This is a genomic window from Lyngbya aestuarii BL J, from assembly GCF_000478195.2.
GTDB lineage: Bacteria > Cyanobacteriota > Cyanobacteriia > Cyanobacteriales > Microcoleaceae > Capilliphycus > Capilliphycus aestuarii.
Map to the genome: position 1 here is coordinate 46,019 of NZ_AUZM01000040.1, position 13,201 is coordinate 59,219.

At 42.5% G+C, this 13,201-nt stretch carries 13 protein-coding genes and 1 tRNA gene; 12 read left to right on the plus strand and 2 right to left on the minus strand.

Annotated elements, in window-relative coordinates:
- Positions 1 to 192: 192 nt before the first annotated feature.
- From M595_RS32405 to rsmD, 6 genes are all read left to right on the plus strand, one after another.
- Positions 193 to 1,062: a pentapeptide repeat-containing protein gene (locus M595_RS32405; protein ID WP_023067554.1), complete on the plus strand. Its 870-nt coding sequence runs from the start codon at positions 193 to 195 to the stop codon at positions 1,060 to 1,062.
- Between the two features lie 108 nt (positions 1,063 to 1,170).
- Positions 1,171 to 1,701, plus strand: coding sequence for a phosphoribosyltransferase (locus tag M595_RS16945; RefSeq protein WP_023067559.1), 531 nt, complete (start codon positions 1,171 to 1,173; stop codon positions 1,699 to 1,701).
- 60 nt (positions 1,702 to 1,761) lie between these two features.
- Positions 1,762 to 7,521: an alpha-2-macroglobulin family protein gene (locus M595_RS16950; protein WP_152983589.1), complete on the plus strand. Its 5,760-nt coding sequence runs from the start codon at positions 1,762 to 1,764 to the stop codon at positions 7,519 to 7,521.
- Between the two features lie 261 nt (positions 7,522 to 7,782).
- Entirely contained in the window at positions 7,783 to 7,986 is a 204-nt protein-coding gene (locus M595_RS30670) for a hypothetical protein (RefSeq protein ID WP_023067544.1), read from the plus strand.
- A 63-nt stretch (positions 7,987 to 8,049) separates the two neighbouring features.
- Positions 8,050 to 8,715 (plus strand): imidazole glycerol phosphate synthase subunit HisH, encoded by a 666-nt coding sequence (hisH, locus tag M595_RS16955; RefSeq protein ID WP_040484250.1) that lies wholly within the window; start codon positions 8,050 to 8,052, stop codon positions 8,713 to 8,715.
- Between the two features lie 30 nt (positions 8,716 to 8,745).
- Positions 8,746 to 9,294 carry a 16S rRNA (guanine(966)-N(2))-methyltransferase RsmD gene (rsmD, locus tag M595_RS16960; protein ID WP_023067556.1) on the plus strand — a complete coding sequence of 183 codons (549 nt, stop codon included), beginning with the start codon at positions 8,746 to 8,748 and terminating at the stop codon, positions 9,292 to 9,294.
- A 78-nt stretch (positions 9,295 to 9,372) separates the two neighbouring features.
- Here rsmD and petG read toward each other — a convergent pair whose 3' ends face one another.
- Positions 9,373 to 9,486 (minus strand): cytochrome b6-f complex subunit V, encoded by a 114-nt coding sequence (gene petG, locus M595_RS29365; RefSeq protein WP_009786821.1) that lies wholly within the window; start codon positions 9,484 to 9,486, stop codon positions 9,373 to 9,375.
- 346 nt (positions 9,487 to 9,832) lie between these two features.
- On the opposite strand from petG, the gene M595_RS16965 reads away from it, so the two are divergent.
- From M595_RS16965 to M595_RS16975, 3 genes are all read left to right on the plus strand, one after another.
- Positions 9,833 to 10,141 carry a c-type cytochrome gene (locus M595_RS16965; RefSeq protein WP_023067555.1) on the plus strand — a complete coding sequence of 103 codons (309 nt, stop codon included), beginning with the start codon at positions 9,833 to 9,835 and terminating at the stop codon, positions 10,139 to 10,141.
- Positions 10,142 to 10,225: 84 nt separating this feature from the next.
- Positions 10,226 to 10,297, plus strand: a tRNA-Thr gene (locus M595_RS16970).
- Between the two features lie 667 nt (positions 10,298 to 10,964).
- Positions 10,965 to 11,225, plus strand: coding sequence for a hypothetical protein (locus M595_RS16975; protein WP_152983590.1), 261 nt, complete (start codon positions 10,965 to 10,967; stop codon positions 11,223 to 11,225).
- 322 nt (positions 11,226 to 11,547) lie between these two features.
- On the opposite strand, the gene M595_RS16980 is transcribed toward M595_RS16975, so the two are convergent.
- Positions 11,548 to 11,769, minus strand: coding sequence for a hypothetical protein (locus tag M595_RS16980; RefSeq protein WP_040484011.1), 222 nt, complete (start codon positions 11,767 to 11,769; stop codon positions 11,548 to 11,550).
- Positions 11,770 to 11,921: 152 nt separating this feature from the next.
- On the opposite strand from M595_RS16980, the gene M595_RS16985 reads away from it, so the two are divergent.
- From M595_RS16985 to M595_RS16990, 3 genes are all read left to right on the plus strand, one after another.
- On the plus strand, positions 11,922 to 12,614 hold the full coding sequence (locus M595_RS16985; protein WP_023066541.1) for a hypothetical protein: 693 nt from the start codon (positions 11,922 to 11,924) through the stop codon (positions 12,612 to 12,614).
- A 142-nt stretch (positions 12,615 to 12,756) separates the two neighbouring features.
- Positions 12,757 to 12,933 carry a hypothetical protein gene (locus tag M595_RS31210; protein ID WP_023066587.1) on the plus strand — a complete coding sequence of 59 codons (177 nt, stop codon included), beginning with the start codon at positions 12,757 to 12,759 and terminating at the stop codon, positions 12,931 to 12,933.
- A 79-nt stretch (positions 12,934 to 13,012) separates the two neighbouring features.
- The coding region (locus M595_RS16990) for a hypothetical protein (RefSeq protein ID WP_023067558.1) at positions 13,013 to 13,201 on the plus strand (189 nt) is incomplete at its 3' end.

A 13,201-nucleotide genomic window follows, 5' to 3' on the forward strand; every position in this document is an offset into this window, starting at 1 on the left:
TTTGCGTCAGAAAACTGTCCTCATCCGGTTTCACAGTTTTGGGAAAATTCTCTGATTGAATTTGAAGCTTATCATTCTCGTCAAAATGAATTAACTGCCCTTTCTCAACATCTTTACCACAATTTAAAGATAGATGGGCTGCGTCCGAGTCGGGAAATTTTAATTATTATTTTAGGAAATATTTTTGAAGCGATGGCGTTGGAAACTTATGTCGCTAATTTTTTGATGACACAGGGATTAGATATTTATATTCCGGGGGCGGTTGATTGTAATATTGTCACCTCTGAGAAAGAGAAACCTAATCAATTTTGGTGTGAAGGCGGAATTACTATTTCTCGTATTCATCGGGCGAAAGGACAAGAAGCGGATATGGTTTATTTAGTTGGGTTTGATCAAATAGCCAAAGATGAAGCAAATCTCAGTTTTCGTCATCAATTATTTGTGGCTTTAACGCGGTCAAGAGGTTGGGTGAGATTAACGGGAACGGGTGCTTATCCGATGTATAATGAAATGGCAGTGATTCAATCTGGCGATAGGTTTAGCTTTACCCAACGACAACCCCGAGTCCGAGAAATTGGCTTAACAAATGTAGGGGAAATGTTGCGGTGTTATCATCAGGGAAACCGGAATTTTCGGGGTGTTAATTTAGTCGGAGTTGATTTAACGGGTGTTTGTTTGTCTGAGGCGAATTTGATGGGTGCGAATTTAGCTCAAGCTAACTTGAAAAATGCTAATCTTGAGGGTGCAAAGTTGTTATTGGCTAACCTTTCTCAAGCGGTAATGACAGGCGCAAATTTACACCAAGCCAAGTTAGTTGGTGCTAATCTTTCTCACGCCAAACTGAGTGATGCAAATCTGACTCAAGCTGATTTACGAGATAGTGATTTGAGTAATGCTCAATTAATGGGTGCAACCTTGGAAGGGGCTAATTTAACTGGAGCAAATTTGAGTTATACAAATCTGAGTCAAGCGAATCTCAAACAAGCTGATTTAACTGAAGCGACCTTGCAGGACACAATATATTCCCATTCTACTATAACTGATGGTACAATTTTTCCCTAACTGTGTCAACCCTTTCTACATTTTTTAACACTATTTTGATCGAGAAGCGGTAAACTAGAACAGTAACAAAATTTTGTTGTAATTGTTGACGACGACTAGCAAATCAGGATGAACGATTTATACGTTTCTTGGTCAGATTATCACCAAGCCATAGAGTCCTTAGCGGCGAAAATCTACCACTCGGGCTGGCAATTTAATCAAATTGTTTGTTTAGCCAGGGGAGGACTGAGAATTGGAGATTTGCTCTCGCGGATTTATGATACACCGTTAGCGATTCTTTCTGCGTCTTCCTATCGAGGTTCTGAAGGTCGAGTTCGAGGTCAAATTAAAATCGCGAATCATCTCACAATGACAACAGAAACCCTGGGAAGTCAGGTTTTATTAGTTGATGATTTAGTTGATTCTGGGATTAGTTTACAAGACTGTCTATCGTGGTTAAAAACGAACTATACTACTGAAATTCAGGAAATCAAAACGGCTGTTTTATGGTATAAAGCTTGTTCGGTGATTGTTCCTGATTTTTATGTCGAATATTTAGCTGATTCTCCTTGGATTCATCAACCATTTGAACGCTATGAAAAGATGACTCCCGCCGAAGCCGCACAAAAGAGTGAACTGACTCAGCAAGCTATTCGTTAAAAAATGTAGACTTTTCCGGAATTGAGAGAGTTTGATCTGTTATCAAAGGGGTGAGCTTTTATGAAAAACGCTATGGGAACCCAACGCCAATACCGCAAAATTTGGAAGCGGTTTATATTAATATTTCTGTTTATTGTGACGCTAGCGGGTTGTCGATTTTTGAGTCTGACCCCAACAGAAGAACCATTCCCGACAGTTTCTGCCCTGCCTGTTCCCCAACTTCCCGACTGGATAGAACAAATTAGTCCAACCGGAGTTGTGACTTCTCAGAGTCCAATTCAGATTATTTTTAAAAACCCGTTAATTCCGGTTGAGCGTTTGGATTCTCCCCAACAGCGTCAACTTCTCAATCACTTTGAAATTACCCCCCAACTTCCCGGACAATTTCGCTTTCTTACTCCGCGAATGGTGGGGTTTCAAGCTGACCGAGCATTACCGTTAGCGACTCGTATTCAAGTCAAAATCAAACCCGGCTTGTCTGACCTCGAAAATCACAGCCTAGACCAAGATTTAGCCTGGACGTTCAACACCGACTCAATTGAGCTTACTAATCTACCGGGAACCGAAGAAAATCAAGGGTCTGAAAACAATCCTGTGGGTTTGACTCCTGATTTGACGTTTAACTCTAACGTCGAACTAGATATAGATTCATTAACGCAACACGTTAAACTCGTTTCACAAGCGTCAAATCAAGCCGTTCCGGTTAAGGCAGAACTCACGAAAAATCAGTTTAATTCGGAGTCTTTACCCCCTCAGACACAGTACGACCCATCAAACCATATCTGGCAGTATACCATAACTCCCACGCAAAATCTACAAAAAAGTACAAAATACACCTTACAAATCACACCTGGACTGCATCCTAAGCAGGGAAATTTAGACAGTCAATTTATCATTTCCTCTCAAATAAAAACCTTTGATTCTCTACAATTTGAACCCCTACAATTCTACGGCGAACCGAGTCGAGGGGGAACCTACGGACGGTTTGAAAAGGGCAGTCCGCAACTGAAATTTAACAATCAAATTTTAGAAGCATCAGCCCGAGAAAATATTAAGATTAATCCCCCACCGCCCAAAGACGCACCTCCTCTGATTCAAACCTATGGAAATAGTAATATTATTAACCTCAATCCTTGGGCATTAGAACCACAAACGAACTATACCATTACAATTGGAAAAGACCTTAAAGATCAATTTGGTCAAACCCTAGAAAAACCTATTAGCCTCTCCTATCAAACCGGAGACGTTGCGGCTGACCTTTGGGCGCCGACAGGGTTAAATATTTTCCCCTCAACCCAAAATTTACAGCTTAATATTGCCACTACAAACTTACCCCAGTCGAAATATACAGCCGCCTATAAAATCGTTCAGCCAACTGATTTAGTCTATACCGATGTTGCGTATCCGCGAGAAAACCGCAAAAATCTTTTACCCGCCGAAAGAAACTGGACTTCCTTCTCCGTAAAAACCCCAGAAAACCAAACCCAAGAAACCTCAATTAATTTACGGAAAAAACTTGGGAAAGACACAGGAATGCTGGCTTATGGAGTTAAAGCGCGAACCACTCGTTATCAAGAAGAAGGAAAACGGCGCTGGAATGAACCTGAATTTTATGGGTTCGTTCAACTCACAAACTTAGGTGTTTTTTCCCAATGGTTTCCCGAGTCAGGACTTATAAAAGTTAATCATTTAGAAGACGGTTCCCCGGTGAATAATGCTAGCGTTGAAATTTATCAATCTCAACTCGAAGCCCAAAGCTTTGCTAACCCAAAACCCTGTGCATCCGGAAACACGAACGAAAACGGAATATTGGCGTTAACTTCCGAAAATCTCCAACAATGTATGAACGGCGATCGCTTTACGGAAGCCCCAGAATTATTAGTAATTGCCAAAGAAGGAGACGACTGGGCTTTTGCACGAACTCATTCTTATAGTGGGATGTACGCTTATGGAATTTATAGCGACTGGGAAAATAGCAAACCCCTTTCTAGAGGCGTGATTTTTTCTGACCGACAACTCTACCAACCCGGAGAAAAAGTTGCTTTAACAGGAGTTGCGTATTATCTACAAAATGGTGAATTAAAACAAGATAAAAACGTCAACTATACCGTTATCTTGACAACCTCAGAAGGGACAGAAAAAACCCTCGGCACTTACCCAACCAATGAATTTGGTACATTTTCTTTTGAATTTACGCTAGATTCTGACCAAGCACTGGGAGATTATCGTTTAAGTGCAAAAGCAGAAAATGAAGTAGAAATTTATGGAAACCTACGAGTTGCAGAATTCAAACCCCCAAACTTTAAGGTTGAGTTGAACCTCGATAAAGAAACCGCTATTCAAGGGGAAACTCTCACCGTAAACACGAATAGTAACTATTTGTTTGGTTCTCCGGTTGGAGGTGGAAAGGCTGAATACTATATCACTCGTACCCCAACAGAATTTACCCCTAAAGATTGGCAACAATATAGCTTTGGTAGACAATGGTTTTGGCCGGAAGAAAAACCCACTGTTCCTAGTGATGTCTTACAGAAAAGTGAGGTTCTCAACCCAGATGGAAAAGGCATCCAAAGCGTTAAAATTGACAAAGATTTATCCTTTCCAATGCAATATCGGGTGGATGTAGAAGTATCCGATGTTTCTAACTTAGCGGTATCTGATTCTCAAAGTGTAATTGCTTTACCGAGTAACCGTTTAATTGGGTTAAAAACACCCTTTGTCGCCGAAGCCAACAAAGCTTTTCCCATCGAAGTTATTGTTACCGACCCCAACGGAAAACCAATTCCCAATATGGGAGTCCGTTTGGAATTGCAAAAAATGAATTACAGCAACGTTACCCGAGTGGTTGCAGGCGGACAAACCGATAAAAACCAAGTTGAATATAAAACCGTTGCGACAACACAAGTCAAATCAAATCAGACTCCAAAAACCGTTTCTTTAACCCCTCCAGAGTCGGGTTCCTATCGAATTCGTGCCAATTTTCTCAACAACTCCGGCGAAGCTACCGCAACAGATTTACAAATTTGGGCGACTGGTAATTCTCCTGTTTTTTGGGGAGGAAATAACGACAACCGCTTACAAATTGAACTCGATAAAGACACCTACAAACCCGGAGAAACCGCCACCGCTTTAATTAAATCTCCCTACGCAGAAGGCGAGTTATATTTTGCAGTAGTCCGCGATAAACCGTTGTATGAAACCCAAACAACCGTCACGGGCGGCGCCCCGCAAATTCAATTTACTGTTACTTCGGAAATGTTACCGAATGCAGCAGTCGAAGCGGTATTAGTTCGTACAGGCGAACCCCTTTCAGAAGTCGAACCCGGAAGCGTTGAAAACTTATCTCAAATTGGGTTTGTTCCCTTTAAAACTGACTTAGCCGAAAAAACTTTACAACTGGAAATTATGCCAGAAAAGTTAGAAGTCGAACCCGGCGCTGAACAAACCCTGCAACTGCAATTAAAAGATGCAAACAACCAACCCCAACGCGGACAATTTACCGTGATGGTTGTTAATGAAGCGGTGTTACAACTAACAGGTTATCGCCCTCCCAACTTACTCGAAACCGTCTACGCCGAACAACCGATTTCTACTCGTTTTAGTGATAATCGTCCGGAAGTTAACTTAGCAATACCTCAAGCTGCATCAGCAAAAGGTTGGGGATATGGCGGCGGTTTCTCCGCAGGAATTGGCAACACTCGTATCCGCAAAAACTTTCAACCTTTAGCCTATTATCAAGGTTCAATTGTCACCGACAATAGCGGAAAATCCAACGTTAACTTTCAACTCCCCGACGATTTAACCACCTGGCGGGTGATGGTTGTCGCTACTGATGGAAACTTTAAATTTGGTTCGGGCGAAACCACATTTATCACCACCCAACCCCTACTTTCCAACCCGATTTTACCCCAATTTTCCCGCCCAGGAGACAAAATTTTAGCCGGAGTTTCCGTTACTAACACCACCGGAAACAAAGGAATGATTGCCGTCAAAGCCGATGTCGAAGGCGGCGTTAAACTTTCCCCCGGAAACTCCAATACCCAAACGATTCAACGCCCACTCAAAGCTGGAACCCAAGCCTACTATTTCCCGGTATTAGTAGAAGAAGTGGGAACCTCTCAAGTGAAGTTTCAAACCGCGTTTAATGGGAAAACCGATGGCTTTGAAGTTCCGTTAGAAGTCAAACCTGTACTGGTTACAGAACAAGTAGTTGAAAGTGGAACCACAACCAATTCTCTCAATATTCCCATCAATGTGACTCGTGATACTCTGCGAGATACAGGCGGTTTAACAATCTCCCTAGCCAGTACATTAATTCCTCAAATCACCGCCCCCGCCAAACAAATCTTTAATCAAGATTTACCCTTCCTTGAACCTGCGGCGAGTCAATTGTTAATTGCGTCCAACTTACAACAGTTAAGCCAAAAATATGGTCAAAATTTTAGTGAATTAAACCTCAATCAACAAGCCGAAAACTCCCTAGAACAAATCTTCCAACTGCAACAAAACGACGGAGGACTCGCCCTTTACCCCGAACAAAAAACCTCCAATCCTCTCTTATCTGCTTACGCCGGAGAAGCCTTAGCCCAAGCCTCAAAAGTAGGATTTAAAGTTGATGAAAATAAACTCAATCAACTTGAATATTACCTTAAACAAGCCTTAGCTAACCCCGAAAAAAATGAATTATGTAGCGATGATTTAGTGTGTAAAAGTCGAGTTCGTTTAAATCTCTTGATGGCGTTAGCAGAAATGGGAGACCAACGCAACGATTTTATGTCCGATATTTACGGCTTGCGGGATGAATTTGATACGGTAACTCAAATTAAACTCGCCCGTTATTTATCCAACTTCCCCGAGTGGAATTCGGAATTTAACGAACTGGTGAATAAACTGCAAGAAATCGTTTATCAAACCGGACGAACCGCCACCGTTAATATTCCCCAACAATACGGCTGGATGAGTTCAGATATCACCGCCCAGTCGGAAGCATTGCGTTTATTTGTGAGTCAAAATAGTCAACCGGAAACGATAGATAAACTTGTCCAAAGTTTACTCAATCTTCGTCGCGAGGGAACCTGGGGAAGCACTTACAATAACGCTGAAGCCTTAACTGCATTAGCCGAATATGCAGCCATAGAACCCACTCCCGAAAACTTCCAAGTTCAAGTCAAATTGGGCGGTAAAAACTTGGGTTTAACCGAATTTAACGGCTTCAAAAATTCCAGTTTCAACCTCAATATTCCCATGTCGGAATTACCCCCAGGTAAGAATAATCTGATCATTCAAACCTCTGGAAACGGAAAACTGAATTATTGGATATCCTACGAATATCGCTTGGAAGGAAGCCAACCCGGACGGTTAAATGGGTTAAGAGTTGAACGCAAAGTTAAACGAGTTAATCAGAGTGAAGTGTTGCAAACAATGGGACTTTCTACAGCAGAAGACCCCCTAGAAGTTCAACCTGGAGAAGTGTTTGATATCGGCTTAGAAATTATCACCGACCATCCCGTTAACAATGTGATGATTACAGACCCACTTCCGGCTGGTTTTGAAGCCATTGATAACCGTTTTCAAACCAGTAATTCTGCCTTAAAAGCCCAAACTGATAGTTGGAATATTAGCTATCAAACTATTTACCGCGACCGCATTCTCGCCTATGCTGACTATCTCCAACCCGGAGTTTATCAACTGCATTATTTAGTTCGTTCCGTAACACCCGGTGAGTTTATCTGGCCTGGTGCAAAAGCCTATTTACAACAAGCCCCCGAAGAATTTGGACGCAGTGCATCTTCGAGTTTAGTTGTCTCCGAACAGTCCTAATTACACCCCAAAACCCGGTAACTTTTAATAAACCGGGTTGCCAAATTTGTTGAGAAAAGATAATCCGTAAAAATACGGTGATTCAAACCCTTGTATTTTCAACCTCTCCGTAAACATACGGATGCAGATCACACCTGAGACACCCATGCTGTCACATCCCCAGACTGACAACATTCACAAAAACTCAATTAACATATCACACAACATATCTAGCGATCGCGAGATTATAGAGATTGTTAACCTCGAAATTGCAGTTGAACCATGTTAACTGAAACCTCCACCTCCACTCTTAACCTCGAAGCCATCATCAAGCGAGTTCTCACCTTCCGTCAAATCACCCCCCTTGACTACCAACTCCTCAAATCTGCTATCCTATCGGAACAATCCTTTTCATACAGCACACAAGTTCATCTTGATCAATTGTTTGACAGTCTACAACGAGGGTCAATTTGGATCGCATCATAACTTTGCCGAGCCAGAAAAGACGTACAATAATAAGGGTATTTCGAGAAAAGGAACGCGAGTTAAATGGCGGTCATCGCAGTAATCGACTATGACATGGGAAATCTCCACTCCGCCTGTAAAGGTTTAGAAAAAGCAGGGGCTACCCCAAAAATTACGGATTCTCCTGCGGAAATTCAACAAGCCGATGCAGTGGTTTTACCAGGAGTCGGATCGTTTGACCCAGCCATGCAACATTTGACTTCGCGCCACCTTGTCGAACCCATTAAAAATGTGATTGCAGCGGGCGTTCCCTTCCTCGGCATCTGCCTCGGTTTGCAAATTTTGTTTGAAAAGTCCGAAGAAGGTAACGAAGCAGGAATCGGCATTTTTTCGGGAACTGTACGACGGTTTCAGTCTGAACCTGGACTGACAATTCCTCACATGGGATGGAATCAACTGCAATTGACTCAACCCCATCTTCCTTTGTGGAAAACCCTTGATCAAAACCCTTGGGTGTATTTCGTTCATTCCTATTATGTTGCCCCGACAAACCCTCAAATTACAGCCGCTACCATTACTCATGGAAGCCAAACTGTCACCGCAGCCGTTGCCCATCAAAACGTTATGGCGGTACAATTTCACCCTGAAAAATCCTCAACCGCAGGACTGCAAATGTTGAGTAATTTTGTGGAATTTGTCAACGATAAATCTGCTCAAAAATCCCCGCTTCGGGCAATTTCCCATAGTTAGTTTAACGGTTAATTGGTTTGTTGTTTTCCTATGAGTTTGAGAATTTACGGCAATCGTCCGCTAAAAACTTTGTCTGGACAACAAACTCGTCCAACTCCGGCGAGAGTGCGTGAAGCGGTATTTAATATTTGGCAAAATAGCATCACAGGCTGTCACTGGTTAGATTTGTGTGCAGGAAGTGGTTCAATGGGTGCTGAAGCCCTCTGTCGAGGGGCATCCCGAACCATTGCGATCGAACAGTCGGGGCCAGCTTGTCGAATTATCCGTCAAAATTGGCAACAGGTAGCTAGTCCTAATCAAACTTTTGAGGTGATTCGGGGTGATGTGTCGGGAAGACTGAAATCCTTAGCTGGACAGCAATTTCATCGAATTTACTTTGATCCCCCCTATGCCAGTGATTTGTATCAACCTGTAATAGAAGCGATCGCCAATTATCAATTACTCACTTCTGATGGTGAATTAGCCGTCGAACATGATCCGAAACGATGGACTGTTCAACCCTTTTCTGGATTACAAATCTGTCGGGAGAAAGTTTATGGAAATACAGCCTTGACTTTTTATTGTATTTCAGAGGTTTGAAAACCCGATCCAAGCAATACTAGCAGGGACAAAGGAATGATCATCTTTATTCTCACTTCTGTGTCCCCACCTATTTTTTTAACCGTTTAACTGATTGCCTCGGCGATATTGCTGATAAGCCGCAAAGAACAATCCGGCTAAGGTTACAGTCACTAGACCGAGGACAATGCCAGAAAGTAAAGGTTCTACCACGTTAATTCTCCTTGATATGATGGAAAGATCTCAATCCTATTAATATCGCATATTCGTTCAGGGTGGCAATCACTCAATTGCTAAATGGAATTTTGATTAATCTCCATGAGTTTACAAAACTTGACAAAAATACTCAATTATTCTCTCCAGCCCGATTCCTTTGGGGTTAGTCATTCTAGATTTATGAAGATAACTTGCTCTGACCGCCTGAAAGCATTAAGCTAGTGAATAAGTAAAGTTTTTTGTAGATATTTCTCAAATAGATAAGGACGCTTTGAATAACCAGCTTACTAGCACTGAAATCGATGTCCTACTCAGACGGGTTTCCCTCTTCGCCGTCGGGATCATGCTGCTGATATTGCTGTGGGTGGTGGGACAGAACTGGCTTCAGGTTTCAGATCCCTATATCGAGCAAGTCTTATCTCTCAATGGAGATCCCGTTAAAGGTCATGCCATCTTTGAAATGAACTGTGCAGGCTGTCATTTTCAAAACGTCAGTCATCAAGTCGGGCCAAGTCTGTTAGACGTTTCTCAACGGAAATCACCCGTCGGCATTATTCATCAGGTGACTAGCGGTCAAACCCCTCCTATGCCTCAATTTCAGCCTACTCCTCAAGAAATGGCTGATCTCCTGAGTTATCTTCAGAAGCTGTAAGGGAAAATTGAATTTGAGTAATTAATTTACACAAGTTTCATTTCTTGTGCTATAGTATTAAAGGTCAAGAAATTGACAAAATATGCTGGCGTAGCACAATGGTAGTGCATCCGACTTGTAATCGGAAGGTTGTGGGTTCAAATCCGACCGCCAGCTTTGATTAGAGGCACTTTCAGACAATACACAATACCCCTTTGACGCGAATTTGGAGCGAATTTGGAGCGAATTGATTTTCGCTCCATTTTTGATTGTGGGGTCATGGTAACAGAACAGGAGTAAGGAAGTATAGAAATTCACTTAAAAGTCTTATTTAGGCTGTCTAGTTGTCTTGTAAGTCTTAGGATTAATGTATATCAGTGGTTTCAGAGAAGACAACCCCTAAGACAGCCTTAGACAGGGGGTTGTCTTGTAAGTCTAGAAGTAAGGTATAACAAGGCTTTCAGAGAAGACAGCCCTATCTCAAAGTAAAACACCCCTCTAACAGAAGGGTGCTGACTAATGATGCTTAACTTTGCTCTACTGACTTAACTTTACTGGCACGGGCTGATTAACAGATTGCTCTGGCTCATCCTCAATAAAGGAGAGAGGCAAGGGATGGATTAGTCGGGGCGATTGCCAAACTCTTTCTGAGCCATCACCAACAATCCAAAGGCGTCGTAACTTAAGTCTTTCAACATGGCCAATACCATTTTTTCTTAGTCTACCTGTTGACAAGATGTAATGACACGTATGTACAACCGTCAATACACTTGTCAATACAGTCATTACAGTCTAGACTGTGTATGTACAGATGTAATGACAGTGTAATGACATGGCTAAAAAGATGGTATCCTTTCGGTGTGAAACCGAGTTATTAGAGGCGTTTCAGACGTTTTGTGATGCTAATGAAACTAACCTAACTGAACAGTTGACCGGGTTCATGGAGAGTGTTGTCAATACAGGCGTACATACAGATGTCAAGACAGATGTACATACAAGCAATGACATCTGTAATGACAAGTATGTACAACCGTCAATACAGGAAATGATAGAGACACGGATGGCTGAAATAGAGGCACGGCTTGAAAAAAAGCTGAATCCCTGAGAGCAGAGATTGAGACTCTCAGGGAAGGTGTCAATACAGGTGTACATACAAGTAATGACAGCAGTAATGACACGTATGTACAATGTAATGACAGGTGTAAACACCTAGAGAACTGGCTGGCTGAAACACTCCCCAAACTTAAACGGGAGAGGGGTTACACGTCCAACTCAGCAGGGAAGTTGATCAGGTCAATTGAAAACTTGACCCCCTAAAAAATAAACCCCTAACTGCACAACGGTTAGGGGTAAAACATATCAGAATCTCTATGCACTGAGAAGCGATCAGATAGAACTCAACTTTAGGTTAACAGTTGCGATCACAATTATTCCTCTGGGGATTCTTCATCTTTTTGTTGAGCCTCCTCTTTTTGGCGTTTCCGGATGAGAGATTTATAAACTTCAACCTTGTTAAGGTTTTCAATCTCTCGGTAAACACCATCTTTAATCCAGCCAGCACACATTCCAGATGTGCTTCTGCCTGTCTGTCTTCCTATTAGTCCAATCAACTCCCCAATGTCGTCTGGAACCACTATGGTTATTTGCATCTGTAGTTCATATAGCTTCTATTTAACTTTAATACACTTGCAATTGGAGAGACAATGTATTATCATTCGTAATTACCGGACGTCCAGGGACTGTTGACGCAGTAACCCCTAGACTCCCTCAACAACTGAACCGTTCTCAGGATGAGGTAACTATGACTTTATCAGAATTGAAAGCTCAAGCTCAAGCGCTTGGGCTATCTAAATATTTCATCTCCCAACATGGAGACTTGCGTAAGAAGTCAACATGGCAAGCAGCCGTTAACGCTTGTGAAGTTTCCGAGTCATTGGAAGAACAGGAAACTGAGGAAACCGTCTCAGACGACCTGTTTGAGCCGTTGGTTGAACCGGAAATTATCAACATCACCCCAGAGTCTCACCCGGAAACTTGGGAACTGTTACAACCGCCAATCGAACCCGGCAAGCTTATCAACAAGTCTGTTGACGGTGACTACTGGGTAGTGATTGGTGATTGGGTCAAACTGGATGAAGCCCACACCTGCCAGGTAACTCACGTTTTAGCTGAAAACGATGTTGAGATTCAGATTGAGGAAAGCGGGAAAATCCTCAACGTTACACCTGACAGAATCCGACACCTGACAGAAGCCGAACTGGATGAGGTAGAAGCACCGGAATTTATGATCGCAACTCAACCGGAAACCCCTACAACCTATCAGGTCATAACGGATAACCCAGAAATCCCCTCACGAGTCTTCACCCCCAAATCATTCCTTCACTACAAAAAACCTGAAGAAAGCCTGCATAAACGCACGCCCCCAAAGCTTCCATTGCAGGACTTTTTCGCTGCATTATTTTCGCCACCGAATCACTATCAAACCAGTCAATAGCGTTAAACAAAACACCCAGATTTGGACTGAGATTTCTCATCAATCTGCTAATACTGGGATTGTTCTGCGCTGGTTATATTGCGGGTATTGCCTTCACACCCGTAGAAATTCAGATACTTAGATTGGAATTTTCGGAGCGAAAATGAACGAACAGCAATTAGTTGATCAACTGTTGACTCAACCTTCAGACTTTCTGAGTGAGTTTTTCTTTTCAATCGTAGAGGAAACAGTCTCTCAAGACCCGTTAGTGCAAGCCGTTCAGCAGCTTGACCTCAACGCACAGATTCGGATTATTTCGGCAATCAACAACAGTTTCTAGTCAATTAAATCAGTGGGATTGGGCGGTTTTGTGGGTAGGTGTAACCCTCATCAATTGTCAAATTATCAAGGTAAAAACAATGTCATTATTGAACGCTTTAGGGTTTGTCGCAGAGTCCAGACTTGCACCCGTTGATGGTTCACATAACCTCGACCATGACCGGATTCATGGAGCCAGTAACGCACAGGCAATCACACCGGATAACGTACCCGATGAAGCTTGGGATACCATTCGTCCCTTCCCGGTTTGGGCAGGTCAACATTTGATG